We start from the raw sequence: 17,715 nt of genomic DNA, 5'->3' as shown, positions 1-17,715 counted from the left end.
CGCCTCAGCCCTCGATCCGCACCACCACCACCGACTTGCCCGGCAGGTCGAGCAGCACGCCGCCCTTGTCCGCCTTGCCGGCAAAGGGCCTGGGCACCACCACTTCCGGCGCGTCGAAGCTGTTGACCGAGTCCACCCGCGGCGCGGTCAGCACTTCGCCGCGGGCGGCGCGCACCTGCAGGCCCGGGAAGCGCGCCGCGATCCGCGCCGGCCTGGCCGGATCGAGATTGGTCACCGCCAGCCACAGCCGGCCCGCCGTGTCGCGCACCGCGACCGCGTCGATCCGCGGCAGCTTGATGTCACCCTGGCTGTAGACGCCCGCGTCGAACGCCACCGGCACGAAGGTCGCGTCCTGGAAGGGCAGGTACATCCTGTAGAGATGGTAGGTCGGGGTAAGGACCATCTTCTCCTTGTCGGTGAGGATCATCGACTGGAGCACGTTCACCATCTGCGCGATGTTGGTCAGGCGGACGCGGTCCGCGTGCCGCGCGAAGATGTTGAGGTTGAGCGCGGCCAGGATCGCGTCGCGCATCGAGTTCTGCTGGCGCAGGAAGCCGGGATTGGTGCCCGGATCGGGCGCGAGCCAGGCGCCCCATTCGTCGACCGCGATCGCCACCTTCTTCGCGGGATCGTACTTGTCCATGATCGCGGCGTTCTTCGCGATCGTCTCCTCCATGCCCAGCGTTTCCTTGAGCATCAGCGCGTAGCGGCCCTCGTCGAAGCCGGTGCTCGGCTGCGTGGTCGGCCAGCCGCCGCCGGTGGTGTAGCGGTGCAGCGAGAGCCCCTCGATGCTCCACGCCCAGTCATGCGCCTTCCACGCCTTCATCACGCTTTCGGTATAGGCGAGATTGTCGTCGCCCGGCCCCACCGCGATGCGCTGCATAGCCCCGGGGCCGTCCGCCGCCTGGGCGGGGTTGTAGTTGCGCACGAAGCGGGCGAACGGCTTCATCACATCGACATAATGGTCGGGGCTCATCGCGCCGCCGCACGACCAGCTTTCGTTGCCGATGCCCAGATACTTCACCTTGTAGGGCGCGGCATGCCCGTTCGCGGCGCGCTCCTTGCCCGCCGTGGTCGCGGGATCGGCGGTCATGTACTCGATCCATTCGGCGGCTTCCGCCACCGTGCCGGAGCCGAGGTTGACCGAGATATAGGCGTCGCTGCCGATCTGGTCGGCAAAGTCCATGAACTCGTCGGTGCCGAAGCTGTTGGGCTCGGTGGCGCCGCCCCAGTTCGAGTTGATCGTGACGCGCCGGTCCTTCGCCGGGCCGATGCCGTGGCGCCAGTGATATTCGTCGGCGAAGCAGCCGCCCGGCCAGCGCACGTTCGGTACCCGGATCGCGCGCAGCGCGGCGACCACGTCCTTGCGGATGCCGCGCACATTGGGGATCGGCGAGTCCTTGCCCACCCATACGCCGCCATAGATGCCGGTGCCGAGATGCTCTGCGAACTGGCCGAAGATGTTGCGGTCGATCTTGCTGCCCGGCCTGGCGCTGTCCACCGTCACTTCGATCGGGGCCGATGCATCCTTCTGCGCCAGCGCCGGCGACGCGGATGCAAGCAGCAGGGCGAGCGCGCCCGGACGGACAAGATCGAACATCGTGCCTCCCTCTCGTGATCTCTTCTTCCGGAAGGTGGTCCTTCTCGGCGACGATCAGGTTTTAGTCAGACAAAATATCAGGTCAAGCGGCCGGTTCGGGCAGCGCTCTGGTAGGGATTTGGGAAGATCCAGCCACGAGCCGTGGCGGGCGCGTGGCCATAATAGCCGGACTAAAGGGCTGTGGCGCGAACCGGGAGGTGCAATCGGGTGTCGCCGCCCGGGTCGCCAGTGGCTCAGGCCGCCGCCGTCTCGCCGCTGCTGGCCCGGGTCGCCAGCGCGCGTGCTTCCTGCACGGGCAGCGGGCGGCCGAAATAATAGCCCTGCACCTTGGTGCAGCCGAGCCGCTGGACCATGTGGTGCTCCTCCTCGGTCTCCACGCCCTCGGCCGTGGTCGCCATGCCCAGGCTGTCGGCCAGCGCCACCACCGCGCGGATGATCGCGATCGCTTCCTTGGTGCCCTTGGACGCGCCCTGCACGAAGCTGCGGTCGATCTTGATCGTGCTGAACCGGGTGTGCGCCAGATAGCCGAGCGAGGAATAGCCGGTGCCGAAATCGTCCAGGCTCAGCTTCACGCCCAGCTCCAGCACCTTCTCGAGCACATGGATCGCCTGGGTGCCCTCGCGCATGAACACGCTTTCGGTCACTTCGAGCTCCAGCCGCTCGGCCGGCAGGCCCGATTGGGCCAGCGCCTGCGCCACCATCGTGGCGAAGGCCGGCGAGTGGAGCTGCTCGGGGCTGACGTTCACCGCCACGCGGATATCCGAATCCCACTTGGCCGCTTCCTGGCAGGCGGTACGCAGCACCCATTCGCCGATCGCCGGGATCAGCCGGGCATCCTCGGCCAGCGGCACGAACTTGGCGGGAGAGACCACGCCGAACTCGGGATGCGTCCAGCGCAGCAGCGCCTCGAAGCCGCGCAGCGTGCCGTTGTCGGCCAGCACCACCGGCTGGTAGTTGAGGTGCATCTCGCCATTCTCGACCGCGCTGCGCAGCGCGATCTCGAGCACGCGGCGCTCCTCGGCGGCCATGTGCAGCTGCGGCTCATAGCTGTGATAGGCGCCGCCGCCGCTGTCCTTGGAGCGATAGAGCGCCAGATCGGCCGAGCGGATCAGCATCTCGGCGGTGCGCCCGTCGCGCGGGCCGACCGCGAGGCCGACCGAGGCGCCGATGAACAGCGTGTTCTGGTCGATCTCATAGGGGCGCGAGACCGTGTCGATGATCGCCTGGGCCAGCCGCTCGATGCCCGCCGTATCGGTCGCGTCGCGCACCACCACGGCGAACTCGTCGCCGCCCAGCCGCCCGACCATCTCGTTGTCGCTCATCAGCTGCTTGAGCCGTTCGGAAACGCGCATCAGCAGCCGGTCGCCCACCGGGTGGCCCAGCGTGTCGTTCACCGCCTTGAAGCGATCGAGGTCGATCATCATGAAGGCGCAGCGCGATCCCCATTTCTCGGCCTCGGCCATCGCCCGCGCCAGCGTTTCGTTGAGCAGCAGGCGATTGGGCAGCCCGGTCAGCGTGTCGAAGCGCGCCATCTTGCTGATCTGGTCGGCCGACTTGCGCGCCTCGGTAACGTCCGAGCCGACGCCGCGGAAGCCGATGAAGCTGCCGCTTTCGTCGAAGCGCGGGCTGGCGGACATTTCCCACCAGCGCTCCTCGCCGCTCACCAGCACCGGCAGCAGCAGGTCATGGAACGGCTCGCGGGTCTTCAGCCGCTCGGCGAGCTCGCGCAGGCCGGGTGCGAAATTGCCGTCTTCCCAGCTCGGGCCCGCCAACACCTGCAGGAAGGGCATGCCGTTGATCGCCTTGGGATCGACCCCCAGCGACTTGGAGAAGCGCGGATTGGCGCGCGCCACGCGGCGCTGCGCATCGATCTCCCACAGCCAGTCGGCCTCGCCCTCGCGCTCGGTCTCGCGCAGCAGCAGGCTCAGCGTCTCGTCGCGGTCGGCGATCGCGATCTCGCCGGCGCGGATCACCACCAGCGCCTTGCCGCGCGCGAAGGTGGCCATCACCAGCAGCACGGTGAACAGCGCGGAAGCGGCGGCCAGCATCGGCGAGGCGATCAGCGACAGCGTCGTCACCAGCGCGGCGCCGGTGATCGAGACGAAGGTGATCGTGGCCATCGGCAGCGCGGCCATTGCCACGGCGCTGGCGGTCATCAGCAGCGACAGCACGATCCACAGGCCCAGCGCGGCGCTGGCATCGACCAGATGGCCGAAGGCGAGCGGCGGGATCGACCAGACCGCGCCCAGCGCGATCCCGTCGAACAGCGTGTCGCGCACATCGCCCAACGATGCGGTCACCGCCTCGCGGTGGCGGCGGGCCAGCCGGCGGAAGGCGACGGCGGCACCGGCGGCGGCGACCAGCGCGCTCCACCCGGCAAGCTGCCACAGCGGCACCAGCGGCGCCAGGATCATGGTGACCAGCGACGCGCCGATCACATTCGCAGCGAGCATGAACAGCGCCAGCTGGCTGCCCGCATGGAGCTGGGCGGCACGGATCGGCCCCCAGTCGGTCGTGTCCGCCGGGTCGTACAGGCCCAGAAGCGCACGCGCATCGATGCGCGGCCGGGCGAATTGGGAGGTCGTCTGGCTAGTCACCCGGCCACGGTAACCCGGCGTTGGTTGACGAGTGGTTAGGGTGGGGCGGGGGAAGGGGAATTTCCTGCGGCCAATCCAATTCTTCCGCCGGTTCCCCGGCGAAGGCCGGGGCCCAGTCGCAACGAACCCTCGAAGGCGCGGGAAACCTCACGAACGCCATCGCCACAAACCGTCACGAGCCTGGATTCCCCTCCCTGCAAGGGAGGGGCTAGGGGTGGGTTAGAAGAGGGCGGGCTCGATGCCCGGCCTTTTCTTCTTTCCGCACCGTCGCGCCGAGCTCGCTCCGCTCGCCACCCACCCCCAACCCCTCCCTTGCAGGGAGGGGAGTGAGAAGGGGGCTTGGCCAATCACCACATGGTCCATATACGATACATATACGAATCATATACGGACTTCCAAATGGGCATCGTGAACATCGAGGAAGACCTGCACGACCAGCTCCGCCGCGCGAGCAAGGTCGGCTGCCGGTCGATCAACGCGCAGGCGGCCTTCTGGATAAAGATCGGCATGCTGTGCGAGACCAACCCGACGCTGAGCTTCAACGAGATCGTCGAGCGCGAGCTGCGTGCCGCGGGGGTCTCCGCGCAACCTCTGGCAGTGGTGCGGCATGACGAAGCAGCCTGAGGAGCTCGCGCTGATGGCCGAATCCGGCCGTCTGCTGGCCTCGGTGTTCGAGATGCTCGATCGCACCGTGCTCGCCGGCATGTCGACGCTGGAGATCGACGCGCTGGTCGAGCGGTTCATCACCGAGGACCTCCAGGCCCGGCCGGCGAGCAAGGGCCAGTACGGCTATGGCTATGTGCTCAACAGCTCGGTCAACCAGGTGGTCTGCCACGGCGTGCCGTCGGAGGCCGACGTCCTGCGCGACGGCGATATCGTCAATCTCGACATCACGCTGGAGAAGAACGGGTTCATCGCCGATTCGAGCAAGACCTATCTGATCGGCGAGGTCGCGCCGGCCGCCCGGCGGCTGGTCCAGGCGACCTATGAGGCGATGTGGCACGGCATCCGCACCGTGCGCCCCGGCGCGCGGTTGGGCGATATCGGCTGGGCGATCGAGCGCCATGCCAAGCGGAACGGCTATTCGGTGGTCCGCGAATATTGCGGCCACGGCATCGGCCGCGAGATGCATGAGGAGCCGCAGATCCTCCATTTCGGCAAGCCGGGCACCGGCATGATGCTGCGCGAGGGCATGGTGTTCACGATCGAGCCGATGCTCAACCGCGGCCGTCGCGGGGTGCGGACGGAGGCCGATGGCTGGACCGTGGTGACCCAGGACGGCTCGCTCTCCGCCCAGTTCGAGCACACCGTCGCGGTGACCGCGACCGGCGTCCAGGTCCTAACCCTGCGCCCGGACGAGCGGGGCGTGTTCGAACGGATGCGGCGCGCGGCGTAGGGGAAGGGGCGACTCTATCCCCGTCATCCCCGCGAAGGCGGGGATCCATTGCCGCTGAACGCAGTGAGACTCATCTCAACCAGCCAGAATGGATCCCCGCCTTCGCGGGGATGACGCGCTGTGTGCCGCGTGCTGCCTTGCAATGTAGGATTTCGCCTGCTTGGCTCACGCAGCCGGGCGAACCACCCGGCCGCTCCTTGACCCCGTCAACCGGCTATTCCGCGGAAACCGCCCGGAAGCGGCTTCCCGAACCCTGATTCCACCAGCCGCCGGTCGAGGGTTCGAATCCCTCGCCCTGCGCGGCCCGTGTCGTCATTTGCAAAATCAGGCGGCGAGCGCGTAGGGCTTGATCTCGCCGTTGAGGTAGAGGTTGCGGGCCTTGGCGCGGCTGAGCTTGCCCGAGCTGGTGCGCGGCAGCGTGCGCGGCGGCACGAGTTCGATCACGCAGTTCATGCCCGTCACCGAGCGGACGCGCTCGCGGATCTCGTCGCGCAGGCGCAGGCGCTCGGCTTCGTCCGAGGTGCGGCACTGGACCAGCACCGCCGGCGTCTCTTCGCCGCCCGGGGTGGTGATCGCGAAGGCGGCCACGTCGCCCTGCTTGAACGCCGGCAGCTGCTCCACGGCCCATTCGATATCCTGGGGCCAGTGGTTCTTGCCGTTGATGATGATCATGTCCTTGGCGCGGCCGACGATATAGATATAGCCGTCCGACATGTAGCCCATGTCGCCGGTATCCAGCCAGCCGTCCTTGAGGCAGGCATCGGTCGCTTCCTGGTCGCGGAAATAGCCGACCATGACCGACGGGCCCTTGCACCAGACCTTGCCGATCGCCTTCTCGGGCAACGGCGTACCGTCCTCCTCGCGGATTTCGATCGTCATGTCGCGCGCCGGAACGCCGCAATTGACGATGGCGCGGAAACGCTGCGGGCGGTCGCCGCGAGCGACTTCGCCACCCGAAAGCTGGGTCTCTTCGACCAGCTCGACCATGATGCCTTCGCCTGGCGGCATGATCGACACGGCGAGGGTGGCTTCCGCCAGGCCGTAGCTCGGCAGGAAGGCGGTCGCCTTGAAGCCCGCATCGGCGAACGCGTCGACGAACGACTGCATCACGTCGGGGCGGATCATGTCGGCGCCGTTCCCGGCGACGCGCCAGCGGCTCAGGTCGAAGCGCTCGCTCGCCTTGGTCTGGCTCGACATGCGGCGGGCGCAGATGTCATAGCCGAAGGTCGGCGAATAGCTGAGCGTGTTGCCCGGGTTGCGGCTGATGAGGTCGAGCCAGGCGAGCGGGCGCCGGGCGAAGTCCTCGGTCTTGAGATAGTCGGTCGAAACCTGGTTGGCGACGACCGAGAGCAGGCAGCCGACCAGGCCCATGTCATGGTACCAGGGCAGCCACGAGACGCAGCGGTCGCCATCGGTCACGTTCATGCCGTGGCTGTGCGCCGCCAGGTTGTTGAGCAGCGCATGGTGGGTGATGACCACACCGTGCGGGAAGCGGGTCGAACCGCTCGAATATTGGAGATAGGCGATGTCGCTGGTCTTCGCCTCGGGCAGTTCCACCGGCACCGCGTCGCGCTGGACGAACTCGGACCAGTCGACGCCCGGCACGTTGCGGCCGCGCGCCGCCTCGGCGCACATCGCGCCGATCTCGGGCGGGTAGAGCAGCATCGAGGGATCGCAGCTCTGCAGCTGGACGGTCAGCTGGTCGATGTAAGACTGGGCGCCGCCGAAGCTGGTCGGCAGCGGCAGCGGCACCGGCCAGGCGCCGGCATAGACCACGCCGAAGAAGAGCGAGGCGAATTCGGCGCCCGTCTCCGCGATCAGCGCGATGCGATCCTCGGGCTTCACGCCTGCGGCGATCAGGCGATGGGCCTGCTTCAGCGCATCCTCGCGAAGCTCCGCGAAGGGATAGGGGCGCACGAGGTTGCCGCGCGCATCGTGGAAGTTGAGCCCACGTACGCCCTGAGCAGCGTAATCGAGCGCATCGCCCAGCGTATCGAAATCCGCAAGGCGACGCGGCAGGCTGTCATCGGTAGGCGTAGGCGCGAGCGTTCCCGCTTCCTTTTCTGCCTCTAGCGATCCCGTAACGTCCAATACCATTCTTTATTCCGTGCCCCTGCGTGGTAGCCAACGTCGTGCCCCCACGACATTTTTTTGAGGCTAGCCTCTGCTACGCACTATCGTTCAAAATCGGTTGCCACTGTGGCACAATCATGGCGCATGCCTGACCCGAGACGCCCCCTGCCACCGCTGAATAGCGCCGATCTGGAGCGTTTCGCGCTCCGCTATGTCGAACGTTACGCTACGACAAGAGCTAAACTGACGGCGTACCTGTCCCGAAAGCTGCGTGAGCGGGGCTGGGACGGAGAAAAATCGCCCGATCCGGAAGGGCTGGCAGAGCGGATGGCCGAACTCGGTTATGTCAATGACAGGCTCTATGCCGAATCGAAGGCGGGATCGATGGCGCGGCGCGGCCTGGGCGCGCGCAGGGTGCGGGAGGCGCTGCGCTTTGCCGGGGTGGAGGCCGAGGATGCCGAGGCGCTGGCGCCCGCGATAGAGGCGGACGGAGTCTCGAGCGCGATCACGTTCGCGCGGCGCAAGCGGATTGGTCCCTATGGCCGGGAACTCGCCGATCGGCCGCTCCAGGAAAAGCAGATGGCGGCGATGATCCGGGCCGGCCATTCGCCCGGGCTGGCTCGCGCGATCGTCCGCATGGCCCCGGGGGATGACCCGGAAGACACACTCCGGAAATGAATCGCACAAAGGCAATTCCATTTATGGAAAATACTATGTTAATGACGTCCTTCGGGGGACAGGAAAATGCGTGCTGACCAACAGGTTGCGCAGAAGGACTATACTGACACGCCGGACGAAAACGGGGGAATTGGCGGGGACCGGATGGACGAAGGTCAGGTCTTTGCCGGTGTCGTGAAATGGTTCGACGTTACGCGGGGGTTCGGCTTTCTAGTGGCCGATGATGCCGCCGTGGGCGACATTCTTATCCATTTCACCGTGCTTCAGGAACATGGCCGGCGCTCGCTGCCCGAGGGGGCTCGGGTCGAGTGCACTGCCGTGAAGCGCCAGCGGGGGCTGCAGGCGCGCGAGATCATTTCCATCGACCTGAGCGAAGCGGTCGAGGCGCCCAAGCGCCCGGCCGAGCGCACCGACCGGGTGAAGCTGATCGAGACCGCCGGGCCGTTCGAGCCGGTGGAGGTGAAGTGGTTCAATCGCCTCAAGGGCTATGGATTCCTGGTGCGCGGGTCCGACTCGGCCGATATATTCGTCCATATGGAGACGCTGCGCCGTGCTGATATCGAGGAGGTCGAACCCGGCCAGCCGCTCAGCGCACGCATCGTCGATGGCGAAAAAGGGCCGCTTGCCGTGGCGGTCGAAAGGACCAGCTAGTCAGATGAAGTGCATGCGTGGGTTGGGAGCGGCGCTCGCCGCTTCGGTGTTGCTTGTCTCGGGTGCCTGCCAGGGAGCGGCGGAGACCGGCCCCGCGGCAGTTCAGGCGGCGAAGAAGATCGACGTCATCGTCGAGAGCGCCAATGGCCCGCATGTCTTCCATGTCGAAGTGGCGAGAACTTCGGCCGAGCAGGAGCGGGGGCTGATGTTCCGCACCAACATCCCGCAGGACGGCGGGATGATCTTCACGCCCTATCCGGCCGAGGGCGAGCCGCGCGAGGCGAGCTTCTGGATGAAGAACACGCCGACCGCGCTCGACATCATCTTCATCCGCGCCGACGGCAGCATCGCCCGGATCGGCGAGAATGCGGTGCCCTTCTCCGAGGACAATGTGAAATCGGGCGAGCCGGTGGCCGCCGTGCTCGAGATCAATGCCGGCGTTTCGGCGAAACTGGGCATCAAGGCGGGCGACAAGGTGCATTGGGCGAAGCAGTAAGCATTGCCTCGCCCCGCGCTCCTCGCTAATCCGCGCCCATGGGCCTCAATCTCAATCCCTTCACCTGGTGGAACGGCGCCACCTTCGGCACCTGGATCGCTCTGCGCAGCAAGACGCAGGTCGGCGAAGACCATATGGGCAACCTCTATTATGAGGGCGGCAAGGACCCCAACGGCATCACGCGCCGCTGGGTGATCTATAACGGCTCGAACGATGCGAGCCGCGTGCCGCCGGAATGGTTCAGCTGGCTCCACCACCAGATCGATTCGGTGCCCGACCAGGCACTGCCGGCACCCAAGGCATGGGAAATTCCCGGCGAAGTGAACCTGACCGGTTCGCAGCTCGCCTATCGCCCGAGCGGCGCGCTGGAAAAGGGCGGCCATCGTGCCCGCGCCACCGGCGACTACGAGGCCTGGACCCCCGGCGCATGATGCGTCGCCCCGCTGGAGCCGTCGCGGCCGGGCTGCTGCTCGCCCTCGGCGCATGCTCGGGCGGGAGCGGCAAGGATGCCACCAAGAACACCGCCTCCGACGAGATCGTCACGACTGGCGGTCGCGACTCGGGCGGCCAGCCTGCGGACGTGATCACGGTCGATCGTGACGGCAAGGCGATAGAGGATGCCTCGGCGACGCCGATGAAGGACCGCGTCGCGGTGCTCGGCATCCTCAACAAGCGCAATGGCGAAGCGCGCGAGTTCAAGCTCAAGCCCGGCCAGGCCGTGCGCATCGGCGATGTGATCGTCCGCCTCAGGGCCTGCGACAAGACCGCGCCCTGGGAAGCGGACCAGCTCACCGGCGCGTTCGTCCAGGTGGATGTGCTCGAAGTCGACAAGAAATGGCACCGCGTCCATTCGGGCTGGCTGTTCGCCGAGCGCCCGGCGCTCAACGTCGTCCAGCACCCGATCTACGATGTCTGGCCCAAGAGCTGCGCGATGACTTTCCGCGATAGCGGGCCGGACACGGTGCCGGCTCCGGCCGCGGGCGGCAGCGGATCGGGCAACGCATCGAGCGCGAAGAAGTCGCCATCGACCGAAGGCGCGCCCGTTGAGAGCCCCGCGGCCGAATCGCCGAGCGCTGCGCCCAGCAACGCGACATAATCGTCACGCGGGATCTCGATCGCGCCGAGCGTCGAGAGATGCTCGGTGATGAACTGGCAATCCAACAGGGTGAACCCGCCGGCCCCCAGCCGGGCGACAAGGTGCGCGAAGGCGACCTTGGATGCGTTGGGTACGCGCGTGACCATCGATTCGCCGAAGAAGGCCCGGCCGAGCGCCAGGCCGTAGAGGCCTCCGGCGAGCGTGTCGCCGTCCCAGCATTCCACCGAATGGGCGAAGCCGCGACGGTGCAGCTCGAGGAAGACGCGCTCGATCGGGCCGTTGATCCAGGTATCGGGCCGATCGGCGGCGCTTTCGGCGCAGAGCCGGATGATTCGCTCGAACGCGGTGTCCACGGTCAGCCGGAAGCGGCCCGACTGGATGACCTTGCGGAGCGAGCGCGAGAAGTGGAAGCCGTCGAGCGGCAGCACCCCGCGCTGCTTGGGTTCGACCCAATAGACGGTGGCGGCGGTGCGGTGATCGGCCATCGGGAACACGCCCATGGCATAGGCGCGCAGCACCAGGTCGGGGTCGAGTTCCTGTTGTGGCGGCTGGGCGCGGCTCAACGCTTCTTGCCCGTGAGCCGGCGCTCGATCGCTTGCCACAGCGCGGTAAAGGCCTGGGCGCCCGGACTGCGCGGCGCGAAGCTGCCCACCGCGGCGCGGTGCACGCTCATCGATTCGACGATGCTCGCCATCGGGATCACCGGCCAGTCGGGATGCGCCGCCACTGCCTCGACATGCAGCTTGCGCCGGCGATCGACCATCGAATGCACCGGCATCAGCGACACCTTGCCGCCCTTGCGCGCGAGGTGCGCCGAGACTTCCTCGAAGGCGCGGGTGGAAAGCGGGGAGGGGATCACCGGCACGACGATCAGGTCGGCGGCGCGCATCACCTGCTCGCTGGTCTCGGTCAGCCCCGGCGGGCAATCGAGCAGCACCCGGTCATAGGCCTTGTCCAGCTCGCCCAGCAGCTTGGCCAGCCGCTTCTTCTTGTCGAGCTCGTGGAAGGTGAGGTCGAGGCCGCGCAGCGAAGTGTCGGCGCCGATCAGGTCGAGCCGCTCGATGCCGGTATGCTGGACCAGCTTGGTGGGGGCGATATCCTTGGTGAAGATCGCCTGCGCCTGGTCGCGGGTCTTGCCCTCGGGCTCGACGAGATAGGTCGAGGCGGCCTGCGGATCGAGATCCCAGAGCAGCGTGCGCCGGGCCGACAATGTGGCCGATGCCCAGGCCAGGTTCACGGCAAGCGTCGTTTTCCCGACGCCGCCCTTCAGGCTGTAGATCGCCACCGTCGCCAATGCGCTCTCCTCTTGCGGCTAGCCTTGCATGAAAAAGGGCCGGCGGGAATGCCCGCCGGCCCTTGATGAAACACTGGATGCCGCGATCAGGCGTGGCAGGCGCGCGAGCCCTTGCCGGGAACTTCGATCGTGGCGTTCTTCGAGGTACCGGTGACCTTGTAGCCGCCGTCGGCGACGAAGGGCTGGCCGGCTTCCGGCGCCTTGAGCAGGGTGCCCGGGCCGTCCTTGGTTTCCTTGATCAGGACCATCTTGGCGCCCTGATAGAAGTCGGCGAACACGACGCTGTTGTCCTTGCAGCGCATCGAGACCGAGGCCTCGATCGACGGCGGCAGCTCGACCTTGGGGGCGTTCTTCAGGGCTTCAGCCTGGGGATCCGGAGCGGTGCCAGAGACTTCCTCGGGCTTGTTCTCACAGGCAGCGAGCGAAAGGAGCACTGCGGCGGCGGCAAAAAAGGGGGCTTTCTTCATAACGGACTGGAGCTTTCGTTCACCATGCAAGAATCGTCAAGCGATTCGTGATATAGAGTTACATATCGATTGTGCGCTGCGACATGACATCCGTAATGTTGCGAAGTCATGGCAGACACCGATGTCATTCATGGAATTCACTCATTTCCGGAATACGTCCAAAAGCGATCTTTGTGCCTGTACGGTCGATTCTGCCGCCATGCAGCGCATTGGCGGGCAAGTATCGCAGCCGATTTCTGGTTAATAGGGGCCGTCGAGTCGACCCGGATGCGGCAACCAAGACCAAGACCTGGCGGCGCTCCATGGCTTGACCACCGCAGGCGCCCTGCGCAGGGTCGCGGCGAGGGAGAATGATCAATGCGCGCACTCGCCATTGCCGCGCTGCTCATGCTGGCGGCCTGCGGATCGACGGAAAAGGCGGAGGAGCCCAACGCTGCGCCGAGCCCAAGGGGAGCGCATCTTGGCGATGTGTCCCTCAACAAGCCGCTGCGCGCGACCGACAATGCCTTGACCTGGTCGCTGGAAGTCGCCCCGGGGTCGATCACCCTCACGCGCTTTGCCGGGCGCGGGAGCGAAGGCGATGTCTCGCAATTCTATCCGGTCTCGCCACAGGTGCGCGATGACAAGGCCGTATGGCAGACCAAGGATACGCTCGGCCAGCCGGTAACGATCACCTTCACCAATGCGCGCTGCACCGAGGGTGGGGAGCCGGTGATCGAGCGCCCGCTGACCGCGGAGCTGAAGATCGCCGACAAGGTCTTCCACGGCTGCGCGGGCGTGCGGCCGGTGGACGGGCTGAATTCGGCATCCGATGCCGGGAACGCGTCGGCGGACAAGGCCGCGGACGATGCGGGGAATGCACACTGAGCCTTTGAGCGACCCATCAGGCGAGCAGAGGCCTCAGCGCCTCCCAATGCGGGAGCTTCTTTTCGAAGCCGATCGTGTGGAGCGGGCTCGACGAGGGCAGGGCGACGATCGTGTAGCATGCGGCCACGGCGCCAAGCTGCTTCGATCCGGTGCGGAATGCGGTCCCGCCGTTGAACGCGATGGCGCGCAGATCGGGCAGGGTGGCGGCGAGGGCGGCGATGTCATGCCCTTCGACATCGCGCAGTGCGGCATCGGTGCTGCCGGTGCGCCGCGCGCTGGCAACCACGTCCCACAGGCCGATATGCGCGTCGAGCAGCGCGGTGAGGCGGTCGGGATAGTCCAGCGCAGCCAGGTCGCGCCCCGCCGCGGGGGAGATCAGGCGCCAGAACTGGTTCTGCGGATGGGCATAATAACGCTGTTCGGCCAGCGAGCGCTCCCCGGGGAGCGAGCCGAGGACGAGCAGGCGGGTACAGGCGTCGACCACGGGCGGGAAGCTGTGCTTGCGCGGATCCATCAAGCCGCGTTAGCCTGACGTCATGGCAGGCACCATCACCACCTATCGCGAATTCTGGCCCTTCTATCTGCGCGAGCATGGGAAGCCGTGGACGCGCGGCATGCACTATGTCGGCACGATCCTGACCCTGTGGTTCCTGCTGCTCGCGCTGGGCGGCGCGGGCTGGTGGTGGTGGCTGGCGATCCCGCTGGCGGGCTATGGCTTTGCCTGGGCGGCACATTTCGGCGTCGAGAAGAACCGGCCGGCGACCTTCACCTATCCGCTCTGGTCGCTGGTCTCGGACTATCGGATGTTCTTCCTGTGGTTCGGCGGCCGGCTCGACGCGCATCTCGCCCGGGCGGGCGTGGCGATGGCCTAGCCCTCCGCCAGCACCCTGCCGCCAAGACGCGCCAGCGCACCGCCCAGAGGGCTGCACGGATAGGGCATCGGTTCGGACAGGAAGATCAGGTCGGCGGCGCCGTCATGCTCGGAGGCGAGCGCGGCGATGGGCTCGGCGATCTCGAAATGCAGCTCGGTGGAGGGGTGGGCGTCGGTCTCGGCCTGCCAGCGGGCGTGGCGAATGCCGGCGGTCCAGAGCGACACGCCGCGGCCTTCGATCGAGACGAAACCCAGTTCGCGCGCCTTGGTAGCGGCGCGAAGGAGGCGGCCGCCATCGGCGCAGTCGAGGTCGAGCATGCGGACCGAGCGGTGGCCATGGTTGCGGAATTCGAGCAGCGCTTTCGCGATCCGCGCGTCGCAGGGGCCGTGTCGCGATCCTCCAGGTTCGGTCGACAGGCCGGCGCGGCGCAGCAGCCCGCCGAGCGAGAATTGGGTGGCAGTCATTGTTTCTTCTCCTGGGAATTCATGGGGGTCCTCAGCGACAGGGATCCCTGAATCCGGCGGTGGGATGGGGCGTGTCGTTCACCGGAAGCCGGACGAGCAGCGCGCAGGCGAGCGCGAGCAAGGCGGTCATGCATCAGTGCGACAGGATCGAGTGAAGCGGGGTGGTGGCGAGCACCATGCGGGCGCCGGGAAAGGCGCGGCACTCTGACAGGGCGAAGCGGATCGCCGCGTCGCGGGAGCGGAACAGCCCTTCGAGCTGGCCTTCCTCCTCCTGCACGACCCAGTGGCCTTCGGTATCCTGGCCGACGCGCAGGACATGTTCGGAACGCGAAACCATATGCACTCCTCAAGTGAACGGAGCACGAGATAGGGTGGGGGTGCGTTAAGCTTCGAGACGAATTTCGCGTGGGCGCATAAGCGTTTCGTAAAGGCGTAAAAGCGGGACTTGGCGGCGATGTGCCAGCGCTTGCTTGCGGTATCGGCCAATCCCCTCCATCTAGCCGCCATGCATGCTACATCCGACACGCTGGCGCTCATCGGCAACACGCCGCTGGTGCGCCTGAAGGGGCCGAGCGAGGCCACTGGCTGCGACATCTACGGCAAGTGCGAATTCGCCAATCCCGGCGCCTCGGTGAAGGATCGCGCGGCGCTGTTCATCGTCAACGATGCCGAGGAGCGCGGGCTGATCCAGCCGGGCGGGTGCATCGTCGAGGGTACGGCCGGCAACACCGGCATCGGGCTGGCGCTGGTAGCCAATGCCAAGGGCTATCGCACGATCATCGTTATGCCCGAGACGCAGAGCCGCGAGAAGATGGACACGCTGCGCGCGCTCGGTGCCGAGCTCGTCCTGGTGCCGGCGGCGCCCTATTCGAACCCCGGCCATTTCGTCCACACCTCGCGGCGCATCGCCGAGGAGACGGCCAACGCGATCTGGGCCAACCAGTTCGACAACACCGCCAATCGCAAGGCCCATATCCACGGCACCGCCGAGGAGATCTGGGCTCAGATGGATGGCCGGATCGACGGTTTCACCTGCTCGGCAGGTACCGGCGGCACGATCGCCGGCGTGGGCCTGGGCCTCAAGGCGAAGGACGAGAAGGTGTGCATCGCGTTGAGCGACCCGCATGGCGCCGCGCTGTACAACTACTACCAATGCGGCGAGCTTCGGGCCGAGGGCAGTTCGGTCGCCGAGGGCATCGGCCAGGGGCGGATCACCGGCAACCTGGAAGGCGCGCCGATCGATGCGCAGTTCCGCATTTCCGACGAGGAAGGCCTGGAATGGGTCGAGCGGTTGCTCAAGGAGGAGGGGCTGTGCCTTGGCCTGTCCTCGGGCATCAACGTGGCCGGCGCCGTCCGGCTGGCCAGGGAGCTTGGCCCGGGCAAGCGGATCGCGACGATCCTGTGCGATACCGGATTCCGTTACCTTTCAACGCTGTACAACGCCGAATGGTTAACCGCCAAGGGATTGCCGGTGCCGGAGTGGCTCGCCGAGGCGTGAACGACCTGTCTTGGCAACGGGGCAGTTCGGCGTTACATTTATGCAACAGATATGAGCGTGGGTTCGCCTGATACCGCCCATACGATCCAGCGCGTACGCGTTGGTCTTACGGGGCTCGCCATTGTGGCGGTGATGATTGCGCTCGCCAGCGCGATCGGTAACTGGCGCACGCGGGACACGGCTGTTTCCGCGATCGGCGGCGCCAATGTGAGCGTCGTGGCCAACATGACCGCCGTCGGCAACTCGCTCGGCGAGAAGATCAAGGACGAGCCGCTCGCCGAACTGGGTGCCGCTCCCAGCACCACCACGACCGAGAAGACCGACCCAGCCGAGGCTGCGCCGCAGCAGAATGGCGAGTCGCGCTAGCGTTTTTGCATTTCACGACACGGCGCGCGCAGGGGGAGGGATTCGAACTTCCCGGCGACGGCGCGTGCAATCCCGCTTTCGCGGAACCGGTTTTGGCGGTTCCCGCGCGTGTTTCCCTCTCGACGGTTTAAAGGTGCGGCGGGGTGTCGCCCCGGCGGTGTGAGGCAAGCAGGCGGAATCCTACATTGCAAGAGCTTTGCCCCTTGGAGGTTCGAGAGGTTCTCGCGCCTGGCCTGATGCGCCGAGACTGGGCCCCGGCCTTCGCCGGAGAGCTGGTGGAGTGGAGACGGGCGCGCGTCCGCTATCCACAATTTCCTTGCCTCGTCCGCGCAAAACGCCTTGAATCCTGCCGAAACTGGTTAAGCGGCGCAGGTTTTCGTGGCGACTCGCAGGATTTCTGCGGTTTCCGGAAGATGTGCGCCCGACCGCTCCTTGGGAGCCCCATGCCAGGCGGATGCGGGAAAAACGGGGAAATCGCGCCACTTGGGCGGTTTTCCCGGGATCCGGCGGGATTGGGCCCCACTTTCAGGAATATCCCCTAGCGGATGTGGATTATGCGTAGCGACCTACCGGAACAGAAGCGAACAAAAGACGATTCTAAGCAAAACATGGCTTGAAATTGGCGCTGAGTGGGGCAAATTCCCGCTCAATCCCCAATTCTCCCGTTGAATCCCCGAGCATTTCTGCTAAAAAGAATGCTTAAGAGGGGGCACGCCCTTTTTCCGTCAGTTCAAAAGCGCCGGAGCGGCCGTGGGGGTTGATTCCGGAGGCGGGAAAGTCGTGCCCATTGGGGTAATGGCGTGGCGGACAGGGAGCTCTTCGAGGGATTTGCGCTCCAGGCGGTCGACCAGAAGGGTCGCGTCGCCATCCCCGCAGACCTGCGCGCCGCCGCCGAGCGCAATTCCGACATCCGCCAGATCGTCGTCGGCCTGCATCCTTACGATCCGTGCCTGTCGGCGCATGACCTCTCCTGGTCCAAGGAGAAGTATGATCGCCTCGACCGCAAGGAGCAGCAGGCAGCCGATCGTGGCGAGGACGCCGACCCGCGCGCCAAGCGCCGCGCCTTCGGCCAGGTCGAAAAGGCCCCGTTCGACGATTCCGGCCGCTTCGTGATCCCGCCCTTCTTCAAGATGAAGGCCGGCATCCAGAAATGGGCGCTGTTCTACGGCAGCGGCGAAACCTTCGACATCTGGGCGCCCGAGCGCCTGATGAACGATCCCGACGCGGACCCCACGCTGCGCGAGATCTGCGAATATCTGTGCCAGGCCAAGGGAGTGACGCTGTGAGCTCCCCGACCGAG

General features: G+C 66.5%; 20 protein-coding genes and 1 pseudogene. 12 read left to right on the top strand and 9 right to left on the bottom strand.

The window, feature by feature from the left end:
* Positions 1 to 4: 4 nt before the first annotated feature.
* On the bottom strand, positions 5 to 1,600 hold the full coding sequence (locus O3305_RS07930) for an alpha-N-arabinofuranosidase (protein WP_269575904.1): 1,596 nt from the start codon (positions 1,598 to 1,600) through the stop codon (positions 5 to 7).
* 233 nt (positions 1,601 to 1,833) lie between these two features.
* Positions 1,834 to 4,197 (bottom strand): putative bifunctional diguanylate cyclase/phosphodiesterase, encoded by a 2,364-nt coding sequence (locus tag O3305_RS07925; protein WP_269575903.1) that lies wholly within the window; start codon positions 4,195 to 4,197, stop codon positions 1,834 to 1,836.
* Positions 4,198 to 4,596: 399 nt separating this feature from the next.
* Between O3305_RS07925 and O3305_RS07920 the strand changes: the two genes are divergently transcribed.
* Together O3305_RS07920 and map are read left to right on the top strand one after the other, a co-directional pair.
* Positions 4,597 to 4,821: a ParD-like family protein gene (locus O3305_RS07920; RefSeq protein WP_184170966.1), complete on the top strand. Its 225-nt coding sequence runs from the start codon at positions 4,597 to 4,599 to the stop codon at positions 4,819 to 4,821.
* The gene (map, locus tag O3305_RS07915) at positions 4,805 to 5,593 is read left to right on the top strand and encodes a type I methionyl aminopeptidase (RefSeq protein WP_269575902.1); all 789 of its coding nucleotides are present in this window, start codon (positions 4,805 to 4,807) and stop codon (positions 5,591 to 5,593) included. Before O3305_RS07920 ends, map begins: the two co-directional genes overlap by 17 nt.
* Before the next feature lie 324 nt (positions 5,594 to 5,917).
* On the opposite strand, the gene O3305_RS07910 is transcribed toward map, so the two are convergent.
* The gene (locus tag O3305_RS07910) at positions 5,918 to 7,690 is read right to left on the bottom strand and encodes a fatty acyl-AMP ligase (RefSeq protein ID WP_269575901.1); all 1,773 of its coding nucleotides are present in this window, start codon (positions 7,688 to 7,690) and stop codon (positions 5,918 to 5,920) included.
* A 120-nt stretch (positions 7,691 to 7,810) separates the two neighbouring features.
* On the opposite strand from O3305_RS07910, the gene O3305_RS07905 reads away from it, so the two are divergent.
* The 5 genes and pseudogenes from O3305_RS07905 to O3305_RS23150 form a co-directional block, all read left to right on the top strand.
* Complete coding sequence (locus tag O3305_RS07905; protein WP_269575900.1) at positions 7,811 to 8,344, top strand: regulatory protein RecX; 534 nt, start codon at positions 7,811 to 7,813, stop codon at positions 8,342 to 8,344.
* A gap of 66 nt (positions 8,345 to 8,410) precedes the next feature.
* On the top strand, positions 8,411 to 8,995 hold the full coding sequence (locus O3305_RS07900) for a cold-shock protein (protein WP_184170978.1): 585 nt from the start codon (positions 8,411 to 8,413) through the stop codon (positions 8,993 to 8,995).
* Positions 8,996 to 9,008: 13 nt separating this feature from the next.
* A complete protein-coding gene (locus O3305_RS07895) occupies positions 9,009 to 9,491 on the top strand; it encodes a DUF192 domain-containing protein (RefSeq protein WP_269575899.1) in 483 nt (160 codons plus the stop codon).
* Between the two features lie 38 nt (positions 9,492 to 9,529).
* On the top strand, positions 9,530 to 9,922 hold the full coding sequence (locus O3305_RS07890) for an NADH:ubiquinone oxidoreductase subunit NDUFA12 (RefSeq protein WP_184170984.1): 393 nt from the start codon (positions 9,530 to 9,532) through the stop codon (positions 9,920 to 9,922).
* Positions 9,919 to 10,359: pseudogene (locus O3305_RS23150) on the top strand (DUF2155 domain-containing protein); the annotation flags it as partial. The gene O3305_RS07890 and the pseudogene O3305_RS23150, both read left to right, overlap by 4 nt.
* Before the next feature lie 35 nt (positions 10,360 to 10,394).
* Here the strand turns inward: O3305_RS23150 and aat are convergent.
* The 3 genes from aat to O3305_RS07870 form a co-directional block, all read right to left on the bottom strand.
* Positions 10,395 to 11,087: a leucyl/phenylalanyl-tRNA--protein transferase gene (gene aat / locus O3305_RS23145; RefSeq protein ID WP_502958199.1), complete on the bottom strand. Its 693-nt coding sequence runs from the start codon at positions 11,085 to 11,087 to the stop codon at positions 10,395 to 10,397.
* A 59-nt stretch (positions 11,088 to 11,146) separates the two neighbouring features.
* Positions 11,147 to 11,881, bottom strand: a complete 735-nt coding sequence (locus O3305_RS07875) for a ParA family protein (protein WP_269575898.1) — start codon at positions 11,879 to 11,881, stop codon at positions 11,147 to 11,149.
* 86 nt (positions 11,882 to 11,967) lie between these two features.
* Entirely contained in the window at positions 11,968 to 12,348 is a 381-nt protein-coding gene (locus O3305_RS07870) for a hypothetical protein (protein ID WP_269575897.1), read from the bottom strand.
* Positions 12,349 to 12,705: 357 nt separating this feature from the next.
* Between O3305_RS07870 and O3305_RS07865 the strand changes: the two genes are divergently transcribed.
* Entirely contained in the window at positions 12,706 to 13,215 is a 510-nt protein-coding gene (locus tag O3305_RS07865) for a hypothetical protein (RefSeq protein WP_269575896.1), read from the top strand.
* A 16-nt stretch (positions 13,216 to 13,231) separates the two neighbouring features.
* Here the strand turns inward: O3305_RS07865 and O3305_RS07860 are convergent, their stop codons facing one another.
* Positions 13,232 to 13,729 (bottom strand): DNA-deoxyinosine glycosylase, encoded by a 498-nt coding sequence (locus O3305_RS07860; RefSeq protein ID WP_269575895.1) that lies wholly within the window; start codon positions 13,727 to 13,729, stop codon positions 13,232 to 13,234.
* 22 nt (positions 13,730 to 13,751) lie between these two features.
* Here O3305_RS07860 and O3305_RS07855 point away from each other — a divergent pair, with 22 nt between their 5' ends.
* On the top strand, positions 13,752 to 14,087 hold the full coding sequence (locus O3305_RS07855) for an Mpo1-like protein (protein WP_269575894.1): 336 nt from the start codon (positions 13,752 to 13,754) through the stop codon (positions 14,085 to 14,087).
* Here O3305_RS07855 and O3305_RS07850 read toward each other — a convergent pair.
* Positions 14,084 to 14,551: a hypothetical protein gene (locus O3305_RS07850; protein WP_269575893.1), complete on the bottom strand. Its 468-nt coding sequence runs from the start codon at positions 14,549 to 14,551 to the stop codon at positions 14,084 to 14,086. The two genes, O3305_RS07855 and O3305_RS07850, sit on opposite strands and share 4 nt — an antisense overlap.
* A 133-nt stretch (positions 14,552 to 14,684) precedes the next feature.
* Complete coding sequence (locus tag O3305_RS07845) at positions 14,685 to 14,888, bottom strand: hypothetical protein (protein ID WP_269575892.1); 204 nt, start codon at positions 14,886 to 14,888, stop codon at positions 14,685 to 14,687.
* A 168-nt stretch (positions 14,889 to 15,056) separates the two neighbouring features.
* On the opposite strand from O3305_RS07845, the gene O3305_RS07840 reads away from it, so the two are divergent.
* From O3305_RS07840 to O3305_RS07830, 3 genes are all read left to right on the top strand, one after another.
* Positions 15,057 to 16,049, top strand: coding sequence for a cysteine synthase A (locus O3305_RS07840; RefSeq protein ID WP_269575891.1), 993 nt, complete (start codon positions 15,057 to 15,059; stop codon positions 16,047 to 16,049).
* Positions 16,050 to 16,106: 57 nt separating this feature from the next.
* Positions 16,107 to 16,415 (top strand): hypothetical protein, encoded by a 309-nt coding sequence (locus O3305_RS07835; protein WP_269575890.1) that lies wholly within the window; start codon positions 16,107 to 16,109, stop codon positions 16,413 to 16,415.
* Between the two features lie 800 nt (positions 16,416 to 17,215).
* The gene (locus O3305_RS07830) at positions 17,216 to 17,701 is read left to right on the top strand and encodes a division/cell wall cluster transcriptional repressor MraZ (protein ID WP_269575889.1); all 486 of its coding nucleotides are present in this window, start codon (positions 17,216 to 17,218) and stop codon (positions 17,699 to 17,701) included.
* Positions 17,702 to 17,715: the final 14 nt, after the last annotated feature.

It is taken from the genome of Sphingomonas sp. NIBR02145, assembly GCF_027359115.1.
In the GTDB taxonomy this organism is placed as follows: domain Bacteria; phylum Pseudomonadota; class Alphaproteobacteria; order Sphingomonadales; family Sphingomonadaceae; genus Sphingomonas; species Sphingomonas kyeonggiensis_A.
This window is presented reverse-complemented; position numbering and strand designations above follow the sequence as displayed.